The 19659-nt window shown below is 47.3% G+C and carries 22 protein-coding genes, 1 pseudogene and 1 riboswitch; of the genes and pseudogenes, 11 read left to right on the top strand and 12 right to left on the bottom strand.

Annotation, left to right across the window (positions count from 1 at the left end):
• The first annotated feature begins 22 nt into the window (after window positions 1-22).
• The 5 genes from KNP94_RS11265 (at window position 23) to KNP94_RS11285 (ending at window position 3761) form a co-directional block, all read left to right on the top strand.
• Window positions 23-859 carry an undecaprenyl-diphosphate phosphatase gene (locus tag KNP94_RS11265; RefSeq protein ID WP_215115662.1) on the top strand — a complete coding sequence of 279 codons (837 nt, stop codon included), beginning with the start codon at window positions 23-25 and terminating at the stop codon, window positions 857-859.
• 111 nt (window positions 860-970) lie between these two features.
• Window positions 971-1564, top strand: a complete 594-nt coding sequence (locus KNP94_RS11270) for a LemA family protein (RefSeq protein ID WP_088836239.1) — start codon at window positions 971-973, stop codon at window positions 1562-1564.
• Complete coding sequence (locus tag KNP94_RS11275; protein ID WP_088836238.1) at window positions 1561-2301, top strand: TPM domain-containing protein; 741 nt, start codon at window positions 1561-1563, stop codon at window positions 2299-2301. The genes KNP94_RS11270 and KNP94_RS11275 overlap by 4 nt, the downstream gene beginning before the upstream one ends.
• 9 nt (window positions 2302-2310) lie before the next feature.
• Window positions 2311-2583 carry a DUF1294 domain-containing protein gene (locus KNP94_RS11280; RefSeq protein WP_369834755.1) on the top strand — a complete coding sequence of 91 codons (273 nt, stop codon included), beginning with the start codon at window positions 2311-2313 and terminating at the stop codon, window positions 2581-2583.
• 215 nt (window positions 2584-2798) lie between these two features.
• Window positions 2799-3761, top strand: a complete 963-nt coding sequence (locus KNP94_RS11285) for an EAL domain-containing protein (protein ID WP_215115663.1) — start codon at window positions 2799-2801, stop codon at window positions 3759-3761.
• 392 nt (window positions 3762-4153) lie between these two features.
• On the opposite strand, the pseudogene KNP94_RS11290 reads toward KNP94_RS11285, so the two are convergent.
• Both KNP94_RS11290 and KNP94_RS15950 read right to left on the bottom strand, forming a co-directional pair.
• Window positions 4154-4984 (bottom strand): annotated as a pseudogene (locus KNP94_RS11290) (iron-containing alcohol dehydrogenase); the annotation flags it as partial.
• Between the two features lie 15 nt (window positions 4985-4999).
• Window positions 5000-5179 (bottom strand): hypothetical protein, encoded by a 180-nt coding sequence (locus KNP94_RS15950; protein ID WP_251132638.1) that lies wholly within the window; start codon window positions 5177-5179, stop codon window positions 5000-5002.
• 145 nt (window positions 5180-5324) lie between these two features.
• On the opposite strand from KNP94_RS15950, the gene KNP94_RS11295 reads away from it, so the two are divergent.
• Entirely contained in the window at window positions 5325-6149 is an 825-nt protein-coding gene (locus tag KNP94_RS11295; protein ID WP_215115664.1) for an aldo/keto reductase, read from the top strand.
• 59 nt (window positions 6150-6208) lie between these two features.
• Here KNP94_RS11295 and KNP94_RS11300 read toward each other — a convergent pair whose 3' ends face one another.
• From KNP94_RS11300 to KNP94_RS11310, 3 genes are all read right to left on the bottom strand, one after another.
• The gene (locus tag KNP94_RS11300) at window positions 6209-6922 is read right to left on the bottom strand and encodes a general stress protein (protein WP_088836233.1); all 714 of its coding nucleotides are present in this window, start codon (window positions 6920-6922) and stop codon (window positions 6209-6211) included.
• A 122-nt stretch (window positions 6923-7044) separates the two neighbouring features.
• A complete protein-coding gene (locus tag KNP94_RS11305; RefSeq protein ID WP_088836232.1) occupies window positions 7045-7362 on the bottom strand; it encodes a DMT family transporter in 318 nt (105 codons plus the stop codon).
• Window positions 7359-7685 carry a DMT family transporter gene (locus tag KNP94_RS11310; RefSeq protein WP_088836231.1) on the bottom strand — a complete coding sequence of 109 codons (327 nt, stop codon included), beginning with the start codon at window positions 7683-7685 and terminating at the stop codon, window positions 7359-7361. The genes KNP94_RS11305 and KNP94_RS11310 overlap by 4 nt, the downstream gene beginning before the upstream one ends.
• A 273-nt stretch (window positions 7686-7958) precedes the next feature.
• Between KNP94_RS11310 and KNP94_RS11315 the strand changes: the two genes are divergently transcribed.
• Window positions 7959-8510 carry a GNAT family N-acetyltransferase gene (locus KNP94_RS11315; protein WP_214805506.1) on the top strand — a complete coding sequence of 184 codons (552 nt, stop codon included), beginning with the start codon at window positions 7959-7961 and terminating at the stop codon, window positions 8508-8510.
• A gap of 296 nt (window positions 8511-8806) precedes the next feature.
• On the opposite strand, the gene tnpB is transcribed toward KNP94_RS11315, so the two are convergent.
• Complete coding sequence (tnpB, locus tag KNP94_RS11320; protein ID WP_215115665.1) at window positions 8807-9979, bottom strand: IS200/IS605 family element RNA-guided endonuclease TnpB; 1173 nt, start codon at window positions 9977-9979, stop codon at window positions 8807-8809.
• A 40-nt stretch (window positions 9980-10019) separates the two neighbouring features.
• On the opposite strand from tnpB, the gene KNP94_RS11325 reads away from it, so the two are divergent.
• Entirely contained in the window at window positions 10020-12245 is a 2226-nt protein-coding gene (locus KNP94_RS11325; protein WP_371816042.1) for a C40 family peptidase, read from the top strand.
• 55 nt (window positions 12246-12300) lie between these two features.
• Here the strand turns inward: KNP94_RS11325 and KNP94_RS11330 are convergent, their stop codons facing one another.
• Window positions 12301-12594: a putative quinol monooxygenase gene (locus KNP94_RS11330; RefSeq protein ID WP_029332555.1), complete on the bottom strand. Its 294-nt coding sequence runs from the start codon at window positions 12592-12594 to the stop codon at window positions 12301-12303.
• An 88-nt stretch (window positions 12595-12682) separates the two neighbouring features.
• On the opposite strand from KNP94_RS11330, the gene KNP94_RS11335 reads away from it, so the two are divergent.
• Complete coding sequence (locus tag KNP94_RS11335; protein ID WP_215115666.1) at window positions 12683-13855, top strand: M20 metallopeptidase family protein; 1173 nt, start codon at window positions 12683-12685, stop codon at window positions 13853-13855.
• Between the two features lie 70 nt (window positions 13856-13925).
• A riboswitch (SAM riboswitch) is annotated at window positions 13926-14032 on the top strand.
• A gap of 107 nt (window positions 14033-14139) precedes the next feature.
• On the top strand, window positions 14140-14670 hold the full coding sequence (gene msrA / locus KNP94_RS11340) for a peptide-methionine (S)-S-oxide reductase MsrA (RefSeq protein ID WP_088836228.1): 531 nt from the start codon (window positions 14140-14142) through the stop codon (window positions 14668-14670).
• Between the two features lie 396 nt (window positions 14671-15066).
• Here msrA and KNP94_RS11345 read toward each other — a convergent pair whose 3' ends face one another.
• From KNP94_RS11345 to KNP94_RS11360, 4 genes are all read right to left on the bottom strand, one after another.
• Entirely contained in the window at window positions 15067-15546 is a 480-nt protein-coding gene (locus tag KNP94_RS11345; RefSeq protein WP_215115667.1) for a DMT family transporter, read from the bottom strand.
• Between the two features lie 12 nt (window positions 15547-15558).
• A complete protein-coding gene (locus KNP94_RS11350) occupies window positions 15559-16236 on the bottom strand; it encodes a Crp/Fnr family transcriptional regulator (RefSeq protein WP_215115668.1) in 678 nt (225 codons plus the stop codon).
• An 11-nt stretch (window positions 16237-16247) separates the two neighbouring features.
• On the bottom strand, window positions 16248-16676 hold the full coding sequence (locus KNP94_RS11355; RefSeq protein WP_029332550.1) for a DMT family transporter: 429 nt from the start codon (window positions 16674-16676) through the stop codon (window positions 16248-16250).
• Window positions 16677-17088: 412 nt separating this feature from the next.
• On the bottom strand, window positions 17089-18027 hold the full coding sequence (locus KNP94_RS11360) for an NAD(P)H-dependent flavin oxidoreductase (RefSeq protein ID WP_214803346.1): 939 nt from the start codon (window positions 18025-18027) through the stop codon (window positions 17089-17091).
• Window positions 18028-18110: 83 nt separating this feature from the next.
• On the opposite strand from KNP94_RS11360, the gene KNP94_RS11365 reads away from it, so the two are divergent.
• Complete coding sequence (locus KNP94_RS11365; RefSeq protein WP_214767199.1) at window positions 18111-18626, top strand: gamma carbonic anhydrase family protein; 516 nt, start codon at window positions 18111-18113, stop codon at window positions 18624-18626.
• 105 nt (window positions 18627-18731) lie between these two features.
• Here the strand turns inward: KNP94_RS11365 and paaX are convergent, their stop codons facing one another.
• Window positions 18732-19619 carry a phenylacetic acid degradation operon negative regulatory protein PaaX gene (gene paaX, locus KNP94_RS11370; protein WP_088836220.1) on the bottom strand — a complete coding sequence of 296 codons (888 nt, stop codon included), beginning with the start codon at window positions 19617-19619 and terminating at the stop codon, window positions 18732-18734.
• Window positions 19620-19659: the final 40 nt, after the last annotated feature.

Here is a 19659-nt window from a genome sequence, read left to right on the forward strand (position 1 = left end):
TAAAATATAGAAGGAGAATAACATGACTATCATTGAATTACTTAAAGCACTCTTACTCGGTTTCGTCGAAGGGATGACGGAATTCGCCCCTGTCTCTTCAACTGGTCATATGATCATCGTCGACGATATGTGGCTTCAAACTTCAGAATTCTTAACTCAGTATTCCGCGAACACCTTTAAGATTGTCATTCAGCTCGGATCAATCCTTGCCGTCATCGTCGTCTTTTGGAAACGGTTGTTCAGCTTAATCGGACTCTATAAAATCGAAGGCGAGCATGATGCGACGGGCACACACAAATTAAAATTGCGTCACGTCTTAATCGGACTGCTTCCTGCTGCCGTGCTCGGTTTATTGTTCGAAGACTTCATCGATGAAAATCTCTTTTCGATCGATACCGTCATCATCGGTCTCGCTGTCGGTGCCATCTTGATGATTGCAGCAGATAAACTCGGTCCAAAAGAACCGAAAACGACGACACTCGACCAAATTACTTACCGTCAAGCAGCACTCATCGGATTGTTCCAATGTATTTCACTTTGGCCAGGATTTTCGCGTTCCGGTTCAACGATTTCCGGCGGTGTCTTCCTCGGGATGAATCACCGGACGGCGGCTGACTTTACGTTCATCATGGCCGTACCGATCATGTTCGGGGCCAGTTTCCTCTCGCTCGTCAAAAACTGGAATTACATCGAAATGACTCACCTCAATTTTTACATCGTCGGTTTTGTTGCATCGTTCGCGTTTGCGCTACTCTCGATTCGTTTCTTCTTGAAACTGATCAATAAAATCAAACTTGTTCCGTTTGCGATCTATCGTCTTGTCTTAGCTGGGATTCTTGCAATCGTCGTTTACATGTAAGAAACAAAAAAACTATCAGTTTTTTGCTGATAGTTTTTTGTTTTTTTGAAACTTATTGAAACCGTTTAGGGTATATAGTAGATGAGATACAGAAAAAGGAGTGAACGAATTATGGCACGTAGAAATCGTGGGGGTTCTAAATTACCTCTCATCATCGGAATTGCTGTTGTTGTCATCATTGCATTTTTAGCAATCGGACAATACAACAGTCTCGTAAACGTCGAAGAAGATGTTTCGAACAAATGGTCACAAGTCGATAACCAAATTAAACGACGGGCGGATCTCATCCCGAATCTCGTCGAGACTGTTAAAGGTGTCGCTGGTCAAGAAGAAAAAGTTTACGGCGATATCGCAGAAGCACAAGCCGGCCTTGCCCGCGCTGCTTCGACAGAACAACGGATTGAAGCCGACCAGCAAGTCACGTCTTCTCTCCGTGGATTAATCGCCTTACAAACGACGTATCCGGACCTTAAATCAAGTGAACGATTCCAATCATTGATGGATACGCTTGAAGGGACAGAAAACCGTCTCGGTATCGCACGGAAAGATTACAACGATTCAGTCACACTCTACAATAAGAAACGTCGCAGTTTCCCAACTTCGCTTTATGCTTCGGCGTTTGGTTTTGATAAAAAACCATACTATGAAATTTCAGAAAGCGACCGCGAAAACCCAACGGTCGATTTCAACAGTGATTCGAAATGATTTGGCGAAGAACGCGCCTCCTTTTGAGTGCGTTCCTCGTTTTCTTCCTTCTGACTCCGACTGCCGAAGCCGTATCAGAACGCACGGGAGCCGCTTTCTTCATCCAAGATGATGCAAAGTTGCTGACCGCGTCGGAAGAAGCGGAACTCGCTCGTCTTGGTCAGGAACTCGAACAATATACGACCGCACAAGTCGTTTTAAAAACTGTCCCCGACTTAAAAGGACAGGACTTGAGCACGTATGCGAATGAAACCTTCCGTGCCCAAGGGATTGGACAAGAAGGAAAAGATAACGGTGTCATGGTGATCGTGGCACCAAACGAAAAAAGCCGGAATTTCCGGATTGAAGTTGGCTACAAGCTTGAGGGTGTCCTGACCGATATCACGGCAGGCCGGATCCTCGACCAATATGCCGTTCCTTATCGTGACGAAGGCGATTACGGAAAAGCAGCTTCAGAAACCTATAAAGCCGTCATCAGTGTCGTCTCGAAGGAACAGTCACTCGAATCACAAGATCCGCCTAAAGCGAATGCTGAAGAGGGATTGAGTCTTTGGGTCAAAATCGTCATCGGTGCAGGCCTTGTCCTGTTATTGTTCTTGGATATGAAATTTACAGGTGGCATGTTCTTCTTCGCAATCATCAACATTCTGTCAGCCGTTATGCGCGGCGGTGGCGGTGGTGGTGGTGGAAGTCGTGGTGGCGGCGGTAGTTCCGGCGGCGGTGGCGCAGAAAGGTAGGCGCAAATAATGAACGGATTATACATGGTTCTTATTTTTTACGGCGTGATGACCGTCGTCGGCTTCTTCTCGATGTGGTCCGATAAACGTCGCGCGAAACAACACGCGCAACGGACGCCGGAAGCTACATTGCTTTGGATTGCCTTTCTCGGAGGTGCGCTCGGTTCATTACTCGGGATGCAACTCGTACGTCATAAAACACGCAAACCGAAATTCCAGTTACTTGTCCCGCTTGCTCTTTTGTTACACGCGACGGGCTGGGTTTTGTTCATGACAGCATGATCGATCGTTTTACTTTTCGTTTCAATCACCCGATAAAGAAGATAGAGGATTCGATTTTCTTCGAATTCTCTATCTTTTTTTAGTTTGGTCAATAGCGTATTAAATGTTTGAATTCAGGTTACATTTCAATTATCTTTGGGTAAAGTATTTAACCAATTTAATAAATACATCTTTTTTTAGATGTATCTCTCTACAGGAAAGGTGGAAATCATTTTATGTGGCATCCTTGCGCCGAATGTACGACAACGATTCGTTTTATAGAGGCCGGCTCCTTACATATCCAGTCGAGCATCCCTCAAGTTTATTCGTACACATCGTTTAACCAGTTAGAGGAGCTTCTTGAATCAACGTTACAGATTAATGATGTTCCCGTCTCATGTCGAAAAGATGGATCGCGCTTTTCTACCCCAATGCTTCTCGCTTCTGTTCTACTCGAGCAATTACGTCATCGTCAAGCCATCGACTTCATCCAAACAGGTAACATGACGAGTCACCTGCAACCGATTTACGATATTCAGGCCAACACGCTGTTCGCGAATGAGGCACTCCTTCGCGCCGCTGATCACAATGTCTCGATGTCACCAGGTATTCTTTTTTCGACTGCTTCAAAGATGGGACTCCACTCACGACTTGATCAACGCGCACGCGAAGAAGCGATTCGCGCGACACATCATATTGGCGGAACAGAGAAAACGTTCATCAACTTCCTTCCCTCGACGATTTATAACCCAGAATACTGCCTTCGTCATACGTTCGAAATCGTTGAACGATATAATGTCGACCCGAGTCGTCTTGTGTTTGAAGTCGTCGAAACGGAAAAAATTGAAGACGTCAATCACTTGAAACATGTCTTCGAACAATATAAAAAACAAGGGATACAAGTCGCGCTTGATGATGTCGGCGCCGGCTTCTCGACACTCGATATGTTGACGTTGTTGCAACCGGACTATATCAAAATCGATCGGTCTTTCATCTCGAACTGTGATACGGTCGCAGAAAATGAAGCCTTCTTACGAAAAGCTCGCCATCTTACGAAAGAAATGGGAATCAAGATTTTAGCAGAGGGCATCGAACGCCAGGAAGAACTCGAGCTTTGCCGGCAACTTGGTTTTGATTTCGGACAAGGATATCTGCTTGGTCGCCCTGCACCTTACGCACAATTCGCAAAGGCACAATAATAAGAAAAACAGCCCCCATTTTTAAGCAGGGGCTGTTCAGACTTTAGGCGAAGTGTTATCGGGAGATCAAGCGTCTTTTTCGTTGCTTTCCTCGGGCGAGGCGCAAGCCGTTGCTCCTTGATCCTAACGGACAAGAAGCAGGGTCTTGCCTGCCTCTGAACGTGCGTTAAAAACGCACGTTTCCCCGCAGGAGTCAACGAAACGTGACGCTTTTTAGGTCATACCGTAAAGGAAATTCATGCATACAGACGCTTTAGATTGCCCTGCATCTTTGCTGTAGCGACGAGACAGGGAAGCACGAACGGATTGCCTCTCGTTATAACATGTTCACACTTCATAAAAGTTTGTCTACACGCTGAAACAGCCCCCGATTTTAATCGGAGGCTGTTTTTTCATGAGGTTGTGATACTCTCGACATCATTTTGCTTAAGCACGCCCAGTAAACGTGCTGGCGATAAATCCGTCTCAATCAACTGACATAATGGTTCTTGTCCGATTCGTGCTGCCAACTGACTAAGTTCTACCGATGTCAGTCCTAAATCAAGACTCGTTATCGGTTGTCCGTTTTTTTGTAAATACGTCCGCAACTCGTTGTATGCTTCACTTTCACCCAACAACTGCTCCTGGACCAAGAGACCATATCCGACCTTACTTCCGTGTAAAATTGAATGTGTTGATGCAAAAGGAGACATCGCATTATGGACACCATGACCAATTGCCCCACGCGTCGCATCATCACCAAACCCGCCGACACTACCCGCTAACGGAATGACGGTTTCCACCAAGTGTTCGATGCTGGACGGATACGCCCGAAAAATCTCCTCGCTGATTGGTGTTTTTAAGATGAGGTCTTTGCACTGCTCTGCAACCCGTAAAGCCATTTCAATGATTGGATTCTCCACTGTGATCCCACTTAAAGCACGTGCCTCATACCATTTTGCAAGTGTGTCTACGAGACCCGCGACAAAATAATCATAGGGGCTCGCCGACAGAATCCGATGGTCGAGTAAAAGTGCCTCGATGACAACCGGCAGCGTATCAAAACGAAGATATTGACCTTGCGTGTCGTACATGACGCTAAGTGGCGTCCACGGCGCACAATTCGAGATGATCGTCGGAATGACAATCAAAGGTCGGTTCAATTGAACAGCAACTTTCTTTGCCGTATCAATCAATGATCCGCCCCCTAACGCAACGATGACGTCATATGTCGCACATGCCTTGACTAATTCCGCGACTTAAAAATCCGTACAATGCCCTTGAAACAGGACTTTCGGTAATGCTGGCAAGTAAGGATTCGCCGCTTGTAAGGCTTTTGCTCCGTGTAGTAGCACGCCACTCCGCTTCCCAAGCAACGTGTCAAGCTGAGATACGGCTTCTTTTTCATGTATGTATTGCAAAACTGCTTGACGAATCATCTAAATCCCCTCATTCCATTATTTGTTATTGCTCAGTATACGCAGACTGTTCCTTTCTTACAACCCCTCATTTCATTCGATTTTCATACTGAATAAGCGTACACTTATGAAGATAAAACGATTACATGAAGGAGGACTTCCACTCATGCAACACGTCACACTCAACAACGGTCTAAGTATGCCTCAACTCGGTTACGGTGTTTTTAAAGTACCTGAAGAAGAAGTGTATCAAGCAGTACTGGAAGCGTTACGTGCCGGCTATCGTTCAATCGATACGGCGATGATTTATGAAAATGAAGCAGGTGTCGGACGCGCATTACGTGACTCTGGAATTCCGCGCGAAGAAATTTTTCTGACGACGAAAGTTTGGAATGCGGATCAAGGATATGCAGAAACGCTCGCAGCCTTCGAAACAAGCCTCACTAAACTCGGGGTCGATTATGTCGATTTATATCTTATCCATTGGCCGATGCCGAACGAAGATCGTTACGTGGACACATGGCATGCGCTCGAAGAACTGTACAAGCAAGGAAAAACAAAAGCCATCGGTGTTTCGAACTTCCATATCCCCCACTTAAAGCGGATTCTGGAAGAAGGAACCGTCGTACCTGCTGTCAATCAGATTGAATTACATCCGTTCTTAAGTCAGGAAGAAATTCGGACGTTTTGTAAGGAACACGACATTTTAGTTGAAGCATGGAGTCCGCTCATGAAGGGACGCGACGCCTTGACTGAACCTGTCATCACGGACCTCGCGACGACAAAAGACAAAACACCAGCCCAAGTCATTCTCCGCTGGCACATTCAACACGGGATTATCGCAATTCCGAAATCGGTCACGCCGAGTCGAATTCGTGAAAACCTGGCAGTCTTTGACTTCGAACTTTCAGCACCTGAGATGCAACAACTTGATGCGTTAAATCAAAATCAACGAACCGGTTCGAATCCGGATGAAATGCATAAAAAATAATCAAAAAAGGGAGGGGCCGTTTTCGGCTCCTCCCTTTTAGTAACTTTTTCAAGAGCGGATTAACGATCGAGATTGTTTCCGTGATCTTGCTCGGCTACATCATCCGAGTGTGACTGCGTCTGTTTCTTATTTTCTTCATCACGCTCAGAGTCGAGCCGTTTGAAATCGTCATCGCGACGCATCGCAATGTCCGGCTTGCGGTCCTGTTCTACTTTTGCCCGATTGATGGCTTGTTCGTCTTGCGGCATCTGATCCGTTCCGGCTCGGTGTAAATCAACTTCGGCATGTTCTTCCTTAGAGTCCCGATCGACATCAAGCGTATTCCCTGAACCGAGTTGAGCATTTGAATTTGCAGCGCTCGATGTGTGCGTCTCATCATAACTGCCGTAACGGACTTTGACATCTTCATGTGTATTGTCCGTGTTCAAATGCGGATCAAACTGAATATCCTGAACCTCAATCAGAAGTACGAATCCGCCGCCTTCGACTTCGACTTTACGTTCTTCTACATCTTCTGCAGGTAAATCAAGTGAGTCGAATAACTGATCGACTTCTTGATCGCGCCCTTTATTCCCTCGGATTCGATCCATCCATGATGGTTTTGTCGCCGCAATTTCCGCGTCCATTTGACTGCGGACGAGTTCAATATCTGATTTTTCCTTGACGATGACATAAAAATCTTCTTCCCGGTGCCCCTGAATATGCAATTCATCCATTTTCGAGATTAGCTCTTCTTCCGAGTAATACGTACCGATGTATTGTTTCGTTTTCATATGAATCTCCCCTTATGTTCGTTTTGTCGTACAACGTATCCTTATAAGGAGTATTTCCTGTTTCTCTGTAAAATATGCCAACAAGTCGGCTCTTCCATAAAAAAATAATCTATTTGACATGTTTATTCGCCAATCAGCTTTAATCCGACCGTCGCACTAAGAATCAGACCGATACATACTATCCGCTTCCAGTCTTTCGCTTCCTGATAAAAAATCATACTCAGTACTGTTCCACCGGCTGCCCCGATTCCTGTCCAGACAGCGTAAGCTGTTCCCATCGGCAATCCGTTCATCGCAAGTGATAGGAATAGGAAGCTCAAGCCGAATCCGCCAAACATCAATAGACCATTCTTGAACGTTTTGTGTTGATTAAACGTATTGATGAAGACAACACCCAGCATCTCAAACAATCCGGCAATAATGACAAACAACCAACTCATTCTTCCACCTCCCCACTGACTAATTTCAATCCGATGACACCCATCAACAGCACACCAATCAATCCTAACTTCATGACTGACGCACTTTGGTCAAATAAAATGATGTCCAATATGACCGTCCCGACTGTTCCAAGGCCGACGAAGACCGCATAAACTGTTCCAACCGGCAAATGGTTACTCGCCTTAATCAAGACAGCAAAGCTGATGATGATGCTGATGATTGTTCCCATCCATTCAAGTACGCTATCTGCATGTTTCAAACCGACTACCCAAGCAACTTCAAAAAAGGAAGCCACTAGAATTCCTAACCAGTATTTCGTCATCACTTTTCCTCCTAACATTCATCCTAAAAAATAAAAAAAGCCCGGAAGCAGGCGTCTAGACGCTCTACTCCCGGGCTTTTATCCCTCCGTTGCATGAGGTGTACTCATGTGCCTCCCTCGGTCCAAGTCTACGTTGCCGTACGGAACCCTAGAGGCTAGCTATTTCGTTCGATGTCTTCACCCTAGCACGCTTGATTTTATGTGTCAAACAGGAGAATCCACTACCGTTAGCCAATATAGATAAGTGAATCAATGAAAGAGGAGGGTCTCATCATGCGCTACAAAATCAACGATCAACTTCGGATTCGACGTTTCACACCAGAAGATTTGGAAGCTGTCCATTCCTATGCCTCACAACCAATCGCCAGTCAGTATCAGTCGTGGGGACCGAACTCTGAGAGTGATACAAAACAGTTTTTACACGATGCACTTGAAAGTGAACTCGAAAGTCCACGTCGTCGCTATGTCTTCGCCGTCACCTTTCCTGACGATCATGTCATTGGCGCGGGAGAGCTCATCGTCACCGACACAGAACATAAAATCGCAGAAATTGGATATATTTTATCGCCTGACGAATGGGGCAATGGTTACGCGACATCGATTGCAACATTTTTACTCGAATTCGGCTTCGAAAAATTAAACTTACATCGCATCACGGCAACATGTGATCCGCGAAATGTCGCTTCGGAGCGTGTCTTACAAAAAGTCCGGATGACGCGCGAAGGTTTGTTACGGGAAACCGTTTATTTAGAAGACCACTGGCGCGATTCGTTGATTTACAGCATGCTCGACTGGGAGTGGCAGATTGATCACGAAGCAGAATAACTTCATTTCACCAAAAGAGATGGTTGAATTTCCAGCGAAATTTGTCCGTCTCTTTTTTGATTTATTCACGGCGGAATATGTCCTACGAAACCGTTCCCATAATTTAGTTCATTTTTACTATTTCTGATATCCAGCTCTTTTTCCAAAAAGAAAGTGCTAAACTTATCTTTAGACATGCTAAATTACATTTTTAATGATAGGAGCTCAATGAATGAAATCTTTTGAACTACCTCCACCTACGCTTCGCTTAGAGGTGGAGGATTCCTGAGTTATCCGATCTAACGGTCGAAAATTGATCAGGCTAACCCCGTCGTCCCGACGGTTGAAGAAGCTAAGAGGCGTTCAGCTTCTTGTTTGAGGTTCAGTCCTGCGTTCACATCGCGGTCGTGGTGGATGCCGCAACTTGGGCATGTCCATTCACGCAAGCCAAGATGTTTCACGTCTTCGTGTTGATGTCCGCAACTGGAGCACAGTTGACTAGAGGCGAAGGTCTTGCCGACTTTCACGACGGTCTTCCCGTACCATGCCGCCTTATATCCGAGCATGCGGAAGAACTCCGACCAACTGACCTCAGAGATTGACTTGCTCAACTTGCGATTCTTCTGCATGTTCTTCACTTGCAAGGTCTCGATGCCGATGACGTCGTGGTTTTTGACGATCTCGGTCGATACCTTGTGCAGGAAATCGGTTCGCTTGTTCGCGATCTCCTCGTGGATGCGGGCGACCTTCCGCTTCTGCTTCTGATAGTTCTTCGCCTCGGAAAGTGTTACTTTCTTGTCCAAGGCCAACCGTTGACGACGAGAGAGTTTACGTTGCTCGCGTGCCAGCTTTTTCTCAAGCGAACGGAAGTAACGGTCGTTCTTGTACACCGTGCCGTCCGACAGGATGGCGAAGTGCTTCAACCCGACATCGACGCCGACGGATGAGCCCGTCTTCGGCATTTCGTTGCTCTCCTGCTCGACGAGCAGGGAGACGAAGTATTTTCCTGAAGCGTTACGCCGGATGGTCGCGTTCAAGATGCGTCCGACGACTTGCCTCGAGTTGGCGAAACGGACCCACTTCAGCTTCGGAATTTTGATTTTGGCGCCGACGATCGAGACTTCTGGAAGTTGAGACTTGCCTTGAATGTTCGTCTTATACGATTGAACAGGGTTGCACTTTGACTTGAAGCGGGGTCGTTCGTTCTGCTTCTTGAAAAAGCGGTCAAAGGCATCGGCAAGATGTTTGACGCTCGTCTGCACAGACGTGCTATCGACTTCCTTCAGCCAGTCGAACGCTTGCTTCAACAACGGGAGTTCTTTCGAACAAGACCCGTAGGACAGTCCTTTACCTGTCGCTTTATACGTCTCATCCCACTTCGCCAAGAAGTGGTTGAAGACGAAGCGCGAACAACCGATCGTCTTCGCGATCAGGATTTCCTGCTCTTTTGTCGGGTAGATTCTGAATTTATAGGTCTTGTGAGTCAACATGAGGTTCACCTCCTTACAACGGATATACCCGAAAGAGAGGGTGGCGATTCATCTCCCACTTTCACTCGGGCTTCACCCGGATCGGTTAGAAGTGGGCGTATTCTCGCCTGATTTTGATAAATATTGGTTTACGAGTATCACGGCATCTGTCATGTTACTCGGGTCTCTCCCACTACAAGGCCACGCGGATACGAATCCGACACCAATGGAAGTGACAGAACAAACAGAAACAGAACAAGCAACCGGAACGCAGTACACACTTTCCGAAACTCCTGTTTTTGAGACTGCTGACGAGACGACCCTCGTCAAGACGTTACCAGCAACGACCGCCGTCGAAACCTTTGGCACAGATGGTCTCTTTACACGCATTTCAATCGATGGCGTCTATCGCTTCGTCAAGACAACGCAACTTGCAAAGCAACCGGTTTATCAAAAAATCGATTCGCAATACATAACAGCACTCGCGCCTTCCTATACGACTGCTTCAATTGATACGCCGACAGGAAAATCAATCACTCAAAATACGTTAATCGATACGTACGGGACATCGGGTGACTTCACGCGGGTTAAACAAGGCGACGTTTACGTCTTCGTTTCAAGTAAATTCTTAAGTAAGACACCTGTTTATGAAACGACGGGCACTCAATTCGCCCAACAACAAACTGTGATTTATACAGATGCCGATACGACAAGTAAACAACTTGGGAGCTATTCTTTAAATGCTACCGTCAAAACATACGGGACATCTGGTCTTTATTCCCGCGTCCGAATCAATGATACCTACGGATACGTATTGACGGCGCACCTCGGCGATTCCGTCGTCTACGCAAAGACCGATCGGCTTTACGTCCAAGATACGACACCGATTCAGGTAGAGCCAAACAGTTCGAGCACCGTCTTGAAGCATCATAAACAAAATACACTCTTGACGATTTACGGCACGAGCGGTGCCTATAGCCGAATCATCTTCCGCGGTGAATATGCGTACGTCTTGACGAGCTCACTCGCGAAATCAAAAGTCTATGCCAAAACAAATCGCCTGTACATCCAAAAAACAACACCGATCCAGCAATCCCCAAGCAGTTCAAGTACGGTTCTTAAGCATCATCAAAAGAACACGCTCTTGACGATTTACGGGACGAGTGGCGCCTATAGCCGAATCATCTTCCGCGGTGAATATGCATACGTCTTGACGAGTTCGCTCGCAGCAACGAAAGCAGATCTGTATGCGACGACAGGAACACGTTACGTGACCGAAGACAAGTTGGTCGTCCATCCAAAAGCCAGTCTTAGCGGAAACATTGGGACACTGAAAAAAGGAGCATTAATCACGACCTACGGAAAAAGCGGTTACTACACACGCGTTAAAATCGGATCACGCTTCGGATTCGTTGACTCAAGTCGGCTCGGTTTAAATAAACCGACATCTAAAGCCAAAGTCGGGACCGTCTTTTACGTCCATTTCAACCAAACACCACTCTTTTCTGCTGACGTCGCCTACAGTCGTCCGGCGAGTCACTTAAGCAAAGGAACGAAATTGATCGGATTAAAATCGATTGATGATGACTTTTGGCAAGTCCGTCTACCGAATGGTCAAACGGGTTACGTCCTCAATCCTTATATCGGAACGAGCAAACCGGATATGCGGTATAACGAGCAAGCCATCAATCGTTCAAAAGTCTATACGGTCAAAGCAACGACTTCATTTTATGACACACCTGCCAGTCCAAAAAGTGCCGGGTTGGTCGAAAAAGGCAAGCGTGTGTATCCGCGTTACCGCGTCGGTAATTTCTATGTCATTCAGTCCGGCTGGACGCCCGTCTACATCCCGGTGACGGCCCTTACAGTGACGAGCGAAACAAAAGTTGACAAGAAAAATAATTCACGTGGCGAAAAGTTGATTCAAGCTGCTGTTGCCCATATCGGTACTCCGTACACATGGGGATCACAAAACGTGGCGAATGGTGGATTCGATTGTTCCGGCTTGATTCATTATGCGACGAACCAAGCCGGAAAATACGGCGGACGGACGAATGTCCGCGGTTACTGGTACGGAGCGTTCTTTACAAATCAACGCACAAGTATCAGTTCCGGAAAACGCTCGGATATCGTCTTCTTCGAAAACACGTATACGGATGGCCCCTCGCATATCGGGATCATGTTAGATAGTAAACACTTCATTCATGCCGGAGGATCACAACTGCAAATCAGTTCAATTTACGAGCCGCACTGGCGTGAGCACTTCCTCGGTTTCAAATCAATGTAATGATTAAAAAAACGGACCTTCCCTAACCCGGGAGGTCCGCTTCTTTTAGCTAACATTAAAATGTCATTTCCGCATATTTCGTAACTTGGCGATCGATTAAGTACAATTCGATTTGTTCGCGATACGCTTTATAGTGGTCTGACGCAATATGCGCTTCTAACGCTTCTTCATCTTGATAGACTTCATACAGCATGAACTGATGTTCATCTTCAATCGATTGATGTAAGCTATAACGCAAGCACCCCGGCTCGTTTTGTGAAGCTTTGTAGACCGTACTTAAAATCGGAAAGACTTGATCGGCTAAACCTGCTTTGACTGTGATGACCGCGTTGACAATAATTTCTCCCATGACTTGTTTTCCTCCTCATCATTCATTACTCCTATCTGTACCCGTTTTATAGAAAGTCATACCTCAAAAACCTGAAAGGATGATTATGATGCAACAGCAACTCTTCACTCAACTCGATCAACTCGAACAACAAATCATTGAAAGACGTCGTGATCTGCACCGTCACCCGGAACTCTCTTTTCAAGAAGTGCGGACACCAAACGCCATCGCCTCATTTTATGATGAGCTTGGTCTCCCTTACCGCAGGAACGTCGGTGGTAGCGGGATCGTCGCGACCCTCAAAGGAAAACATCCTGGAAAGACCATCGCCATTCGGGCCGATTTCGATGCCCTGCCACTGCAGGAGGAAACGGATCTCGCCTTCCGTTCGATTCATCCGGGTGTCATGCATGCGTGTGGACATGACGGACATACGGCGATTGCACTCGGTCTTGCCTCGGCCTTTACAGCACTGCAAGAAGACCTTCACGGAACAATCGTATTCATTCATCAACACGGGGAAGAAGTCTTCCCGGGTGGTGCCATTCAAATGATTGAAGACGGCTGTCTTGACGGGGTCGATGCAATTTTCGGTACGCATCTCGAAAATGACTTACCTGTCGGAACAATTGGCTATCACGCAGGACATACGCTGTGCGCCATCGATGAATTCGAAATCGTCGTCCACGGACAGGGTGGTCATGCGCAAGCCCCTCATAAAACACAAGATGCACTCGTCGCCGGGGCACAACTCGTCTGTAATCTCCAACACCTCGTCAGTCGGCGCGTTGATCCGTTTTCACCTGCCATCATCGCAATCGGTTCATTCCACGCCGGAACGGCTCCGAACATCGTTACTGGTGAGGCACGGATTGTCGGAGAAATTCGAACATTTGACGAAGCGCTGCGTCACCAGTTACGACAGCAGGTCGATTTGGTTGCCCGGACGACGTGTGCCGGAATCGGTGCGAGCTATTCCATCGACTTTACGACGGGTTATCCTTCCCTTTGGAATCATCCGGTAGAAACAAATCTCGTTAAAGAAGCGACGGCTTTCTTAGGTGAGGCATCTGTCAAAGAACTCAAACCGATGATGGCAGCCGATGATTTCGCCTATTATTTAGAGCGTATCCCAGGAAGCTACTTCTTTACGGGGTCCGCCAAAACGGACGGGAGTACGATTTATCCGCAACACCATCCGAAATATGAAATCGATGAACGGGCACTACTCGTCGGCGCGAAATCTCTAGGTGCGACCGTCCTGCATGCCTTACAATCTTAATGATTGACTTTGTCGTTTTAGAGATGCTATTATCACATCAATGATAACGAATTTAATCAACTTCATATAACACTTATCAAGAGTGGACTGAGAGATCTGGATCGATGACGTCCCAGCAACCTGCCTTCAGTGGCAAGGTGCTACGACCAGCAAAGCGCAAGCTTTGGTTGATAAAAAGCGACGACTCCTTTTGCAACCAAGCAAAGGAGTCGTTTTCGTTTTCTCGCTGTCAGAGCACGAATGATTATAGGGCGACTACCGCCAGCGGAAAGGACGAGATATAGATGGAAAAAGCAACATTCGCAGGAGGCTGTTTCTGGTGCATGGTGACACCATTCGAAGAACTGCCCGGTATTCACGGAATTGTTTCCGGTTATACAGGAGGACAAATCGAAAATCCGACATACGAACAAATAAAAACAGGCACGACCGGTCATTCGGAGGTCGTCGAGATTACATTTGATCCGGCGTTATTCTCATACGAGCGGTTACTCGAACTTTACTGGCCGCAAACGGATCCGACTGACGCCGGCGGACAGTTCCAGGACCGTGGGACACAATACGCACCTGCCATCTTTTATCATACGGAAGAACAGCGCCTTGCTGCGATTGCTTCACGTGACGCGCTTGCTGCGAGCAATCGCTTTAAGCAACCGATCGTCACACGAATCGAAGCGGCACAAGCCTTCTACCCAGCAGAAGACTATCATCAAAACTTCCACAAAAAGAATCCGGAGCACTACAAAAAAGACCGGAAAGCATCCGGTCGCGATGAATTCATCGATGTGGCTTGGAAAGAAGAAGTATCTGTCTAAACTAAAAAAAGCCCGCTTCGTGCGGGCTTTTCGTTTGTAGATACACTCTTATGAAGAGTGAATATGCTATAACAAGAGGCAATCCGTTCGCGCTCCCCTGTTTCGCCTCGTCTTCAAAGCGATTCGAGACGGATTGCGCTCTAACACTACTCTATGATTTTCTCTACGGTACACCCTGAAAGCTTCGTTTTTCGTTGACTCCTACGGGAAAAAGCGCGTGAACACGCGCTGCCAAGAGGCTGGCAAGACCCTGCTCGTTGTCCGTGAGGATCAAGGCAACGGCTTGCGCCTCGCCCGAGGAAAGCAACGAAAAAAGGAGAAGCTTTCATTTCACAACTACTAATTCGTCTTCGTGCTGAAAAATCGACTTGATGTTGCCAGAGCTAACCGTAAGAATTACGATACCTTTTCCGACAACTCATCCGAAGATTCGATTTCTACGACTTGATATCGTTTCAACACAAAAATACCGGCTAGCATCACAAGCAATCCAGCGACTTGTCCGAGCGAAAGCTCAAGCTTCGGTAAACCGAACCAACCGAATAAATCGACACATAATGCAAAACTGAGTTGCGAAATCAAGACGACCGAAATCGCAATCGATGGACCGAGCAGCTGAATCCCGCGCATCACACAAAATACAACACCGACCCCGACCAGACCACCAAATAAATAAAGCGGTTCGACCGTTTGAATCTTCGAGAGTGTGCCACCCCGAAATACGAGTAACGCGAGCAGTGAACCGATGAACCCGACAAAAAAGACGAGGGTCGTCGTCGCCCATGCCCCGAACGCATGACTCATCCGTGCATTCAATACCGTCTGTAAACTAATCATCATTCCTGCCGTAATCGCACAAAACATACCTAGTCCCACGCTGTTCCCTCCTTATTCGTAACTATTTCCGTTCGCTTTTTCTTTAATCCGCTCTACATCTAAAATAATGATTTTCCCGCGTCGCCTCGCCAAGATTTCTTCGTCACAAAGTGTTGAGATGATACGGTTTAAATGACGGTAACTCGTCCCGAGCCAATCGGCGACGTCATGGAGATTCGATGTTCGCATCTCTTGGTAAAACAGGCTGTCGGAAACGTCCGAGGTAATCGATAACAAATATCCGGCAAATCGTTCTTCGACCGAATAAAGGACATGAAATGATGCTGATTTCGAGTCGGCGTACCACTTGGTCGTAATGACCCGCAGTAAAAATTGTAAAAAGGTGTTCGTCGTATTGTGCTCACGTAAGATCGCATACGGAATGCTGAGTGCCACGACATCCGTAATCACCTCGATGGTATTCAAGACTTCCCGTTCATTGATATATTCCGCGTCCCCAATCACCGTCATCGCCTTTTTGAAGCGTAAAATCCGTTGTTTCCCTTCAGCCGATGCTGCAGAGATTTTAATTTTTCCTTCGACGATGAAATACATCCGGTCAATCGGTTCACCCGTCACACATAACAGGTCCCCTTCCGAAAACGTTTCGATGCGTAAATAAGATTTACTGGTCTCCGTAAAAATATCCGCTAAGTCGTACTGTTTTAAATAGGTCTCAATCGTCTGCATAGATCCTCCCTTTAGGACAGTGAAAAAATCGCAACTCCGGCAAGCATCAAACTGATCCCGATCCACTGTCCCCGGTTACTCCTTTTTTTGATGACACCAAACCAGCCGTTCAAATCAATCACGAATGCACATAAAATTTGTGCGACGAGCAACAAACACATCGCCCACGTCATGCCGAGTAACTGAATCGACGTCAGTTCGGTTACGACGACGAGTACGCCAAGCAATCCGCCACTGGCGTAGATGAGCGGAAGCTGCCGAAAGCCGCCGATTTTCCGGTCGCGGACCACACTATAAATCGCTAAACACCCCATCAATCCGACGAAATGAACGATTGTCACGGAAAACCATGGGCCAATGGCATCTCCTAAACGGGCATTAAAAATTCCCTGCAACGCAATGAACAGTCCACTCATTAATGCGAATATAACTCCCTGCACTTCAAAGGACCTCCTTTTGTTTCTTCTGTTATGAGTAGACACTATTTTCACCTTATCTGAAAAGGACAAATGTCCCATTTTAAAAAATTGTATAAAAAAAGGCGGATTGCCCGTCTTCAGCGTGTAGATAATCGATTAAGAGGCGTAACCATGCGATATCGGGATGCAATCCGTTCGCGCTTCCCCGTCTCGCCTCGTCTTCAAAGCGGTATTACCTAAAAAAAGCGTCGTGTTTCGTTGATTCCTACGGGGAAAAGTGCGTTTTTTAACGCACGTTCAGAGGCAGGCAAGACCCTGCGCGTTGTCCGTTAGGATCAAGGAGCAACGGCTTGCGCCTCGCCCGAGGAAAGCAACGAATAACGATGCTTAATCTCCCGATCGCACGTTGTCTACAATCCGCCTCACTTCTCGATTACATATAATCCGCCCGCACCCGTTCAATTTGCGTATACGCTTCCTGTTGCATCCGCTCGAATAATTCAGATACGGTCGGAATATCTGTAACGAGACCAGACACGAGACCGGCGTTGACATACCCGTTGACCTCGTCACCATCGACCGCACCCGTCACGTGATACGCTTCTGTCGTCTTCGCGTTAAACTCATCAAGCGATGAAACACCTTGTAGTGCAGCAACGTACGGTCCATTTAACACACGCCGGACACGACCGACGGAACGACCGATGATTCGTGTCTCAAGATCCGTTGCTTCTACGAGATGGTTCTTGTAGTTCGCATGAACGACTGCTTCTTGCGTCGCAATCAGCCGCGTACCGAGTTGAACACCGGATGCACCAAGCATCCAAGCGGCTGCAAGGCCACGACCGTCTCCAATTCCACCAGCCGCGATGACGGGAAGCGTGACCTGATCCACGATTTGCGGAACCAGTGTCAGCGTCGTCAGCTCGAGCGGTGAATTGATACCTGCCGCTTCCACACCTTCTGCAACAAGCAAATCGACCCCGGCCGTTTCTGCCTTTAATGCATGTTTGACTGACGCGATGACCGCAATCGTCGTAATTCCGGCCGTCCGTAAACGTTCAGTATAGGGTGCTGGGTTTCCGGCTGATAAGGACACGACCGGAATCTGTTCTGCTATCGCTAATTCAATCAGGGCTTCCGTATGCGGCGAGACACCAATCGCAATGTTCAAGGCAATCGGATGCGTTGTTAATTGACGGGTCTGCTCAATCAAACGGCGCATTTCTTCCGGCGAACGTGTGCCACAACCGAGTGTTCCTAAACCACCGGCATTCGAGACGGCTGCCGTTAAGGCAGCATGACTGACATTTCCCATTCCGCCTTGGATGATTGGAACGCGGATTTGCAGTAACTCACATAATCGGGACATCGTCTTCCTCCAATCTGCTGTTTAAGAATGATATACTAAGTAAGACTGAATTGAAATTCATTAATCGGAAAAGAGGGATTTTTATGAATATTCCATATCGTGATACGACACCTAGACTTGCGGAGACCGTCTTCGTGGCGCCGGGAGCATTCTTAATCGGTGACGTAACGATCGGTGAAGAGTCAACGGTTTGGTTCAACGCCGTATTACGCGGGGACGAAGGACCGATTACAATCGGGAAGCGTTGCAGCATCCAGGACAACGCGACGATTCATTTATACGAAGGGGCACCTGTCATCGTCGAAGACGAGGTGACGGTCGGACATAATGCGATTCTCCATGGCTGTCGCATCGGTCGCAGATCGATCGTCGGCATGGGGGCGACGGTCCTTGATCACGCCGAAATCGGTGAAGAATGTATCATCGGCGCCAATACGTTGATTCCCCCGGGCAAGAAGTTCCCGCCCCGCTCCTTGATTGTCGGGTCCCCCGGTAAAGTCGTGCGGCAGTTGACACCAGCTGATCTCGAGATGATTCAGGAATCAATCGACTCCTATGTTGATAAAGGTTACGCCTTCCGGGAACAGCTCGGACAATAACTGTTTTCCACATGCGAAAAGTGAACTTCCAGAAGACCGGAGTTCACCTGTAATAGATTCATTTCTCAATTGACGCTACGGTCGTAAGCACAAGGTTACTTGCGCTTACGACCGCTCCGCAAACAATGGATGCTCCGACGCATCGTAGTCAGCACTTTTTTGTGTCACGTCGTGTGTCTCTTTGAAAATCGACTCAAAAAATCGGCTGGCCGGTGCCGCAAGCAGGCGATAGTATTGTTCGAACAATACTGCCGCATGGTGTCCGTTCCAGGCATCCGGAAGTAATTCTTGCGGGAGACCAGGATCCGTAAACAAAAACTTCCGGTATTCATGGACGAGCTTCGTCCGTTCGACAAAACACTGTTCCTCATCCATCTCTCCGAGTTGGATTTGGCTTTGGTGGACGATGTAACGCCGGCTGTACTCAACGATGAATGCTTCGTACCGCGCTTGCAACTCGTCGAGCGGAAAAGCACGTTCGACGAGCGATTGATCTTGTTGCGGTCCGTGGTATTCACCGACAAAAAAATCAACGTATTCGGTAATCTGATACGCCTCGATCAGACGTGTCGCTTCTTTTTCAAGCGGGTTCGGAGAAATCCAGACCCCGTTTGATAAGTTACCGAAACCACTCCACGTCAGTTCCTTCCGCAACTCATCCCGAATCTGACGTTTTTCCTCCGGAATCGTATACATCAATGTCCGCCATTTCCCATCCCAGACGTGTGGCGTCGACTTGTAAATCCGCCGCGCCGCCTCTTCCATCCGTTCGACCCCACGGTCCGTCAGCGAATAAAAACTTTTTGTCCCTTGTTTTTCAGAAATCAACCATCCTTGCTTGACCATTCGTGAAACGGCAACGCGAACGGCTTGTTCGTTATGTCCGAACTCCTTCAACAACCGAATCAGACTTCCCACCCAAACCTGATTCCCGTAGTGCCGGATGTAATCGCCATAAATCGTAAAAATCATCGATTGGGTATTCGCACTCATGTCATTCACTCTCTCTTTGATATAACGTTTTTTTGTGTAC

This window comes from Exiguobacterium sp. s80 (genome assembly GCF_018618725.1).
GTDB lineage: Bacteria > Bacillota > Bacilli > Exiguobacteriales > Exiguobacteriaceae > Exiguobacterium_A > Exiguobacterium_A oxidotolerans.

Excerpts from the sequence above, each read along its gene's own strand:
- KNP94_RS11265 (WP_215115662.1), top strand. The coding sequence starts at position 23 with ATGACTATCATTGAATTACTTAAAGCACTCTTACTCGGTTTCGTCGAA.
- KNP94_RS11270 (WP_088836239.1), top strand. The coding sequence starts at position 971 with ATGGCACGTAGAAATCGTGGGGGTTCTAAATTACCTCTCATCATCGGA.
- KNP94_RS11275 (WP_088836238.1), top strand. The coding sequence starts at position 1,561 with ATGATTTGGCGAAGAACGCGCCTCCTTTTGAGTGCGTTCCTCGTTTTC.
- KNP94_RS11280 (WP_369834755.1), top strand. The coding sequence starts at position 2,311 with ATGAACGGATTATACATGGTTCTTATTTTTTACGGCGTGATGACCGTC.
- KNP94_RS11285 (WP_215115663.1), top strand. The coding sequence starts at position 2,799 with ATGTGGCATCCTTGCGCCGAATGTACGACAACGATTCGTTTTATAGAG.
- KNP94_RS15950 (WP_251132638.1), bottom strand. The coding sequence starts at position 5,179 with ATGATTCGTCAAGCAGTTTTGCAATACATACATGAAAAAGAAGCCGTA.
- KNP94_RS11295 (WP_215115664.1), top strand. The coding sequence starts at position 5,325 with ATGCAACACGTCACACTCAACAACGGTCTAAGTATGCCTCAACTCGGT.
- KNP94_RS11300 (WP_088836233.1), bottom strand. The coding sequence starts at position 6,922 with ATGAAAACGAAACAATACATCGGTACGTATTACTCGGAAGAAGAGCTA.
- KNP94_RS11305 (WP_088836232.1), bottom strand. The coding sequence starts at position 7,362 with ATGAGTTGGTTGTTTGTCATTATTGCCGGATTGTTTGAGATGCTGGGT.
- KNP94_RS11310 (WP_088836231.1), bottom strand. The coding sequence starts at position 7,685 with ATGACGAAATACTGGTTAGGAATTCTAGTGGCTTCCTTTTTTGAAGTT.
- KNP94_RS11315 (WP_214805506.1), top strand. The coding sequence starts at position 7,959 with ATGCGCTACAAAATCAACGATCAACTTCGGATTCGACGTTTCACACCA.
- tnpB (WP_215115665.1), bottom strand. The coding sequence starts at position 9,979 with ATGTTGACTCACAAGACCTATAAATTCAGAATCTACCCGACAAAAGAG.
- KNP94_RS11330 (WP_029332555.1), bottom strand. The coding sequence starts at position 12,594 with ATGGGAGAAATTATTGTCAACGCGGTCATCACAGTCAAAGCAGGTTTA.
- KNP94_RS11335 (WP_215115666.1), top strand. The coding sequence starts at position 12,683 with ATGCAACAGCAACTCTTCACTCAACTCGATCAACTCGAACAACAAATC.
- msrA (WP_088836228.1), top strand. The coding sequence starts at position 14,140 with ATGGAAAAAGCAACATTCGCAGGAGGCTGTTTCTGGTGCATGGTGACA.
- KNP94_RS11350 (WP_215115668.1), bottom strand. The coding sequence starts at position 16,236 with ATGCAGACGATTGAGACCTATTTAAAACAGTACGACTTAGCGGATATT.
- KNP94_RS11360 (WP_214803346.1), bottom strand. The coding sequence starts at position 18,027 with ATGTCCCGATTATGTGAGTTACTGCAAATCCGCGTTCCAATCATCCAA.
- KNP94_RS11365 (WP_214767199.1), top strand. The coding sequence starts at position 18,111 with ATGAATATTCCATATCGTGATACGACACCTAGACTTGCGGAGACCGTC.
- paaX (WP_088836220.1), bottom strand. The coding sequence starts at position 19,619 with ATGAGTGCGAATACCCAATCGATGATTTTTACGATTTATGGCGATTAC.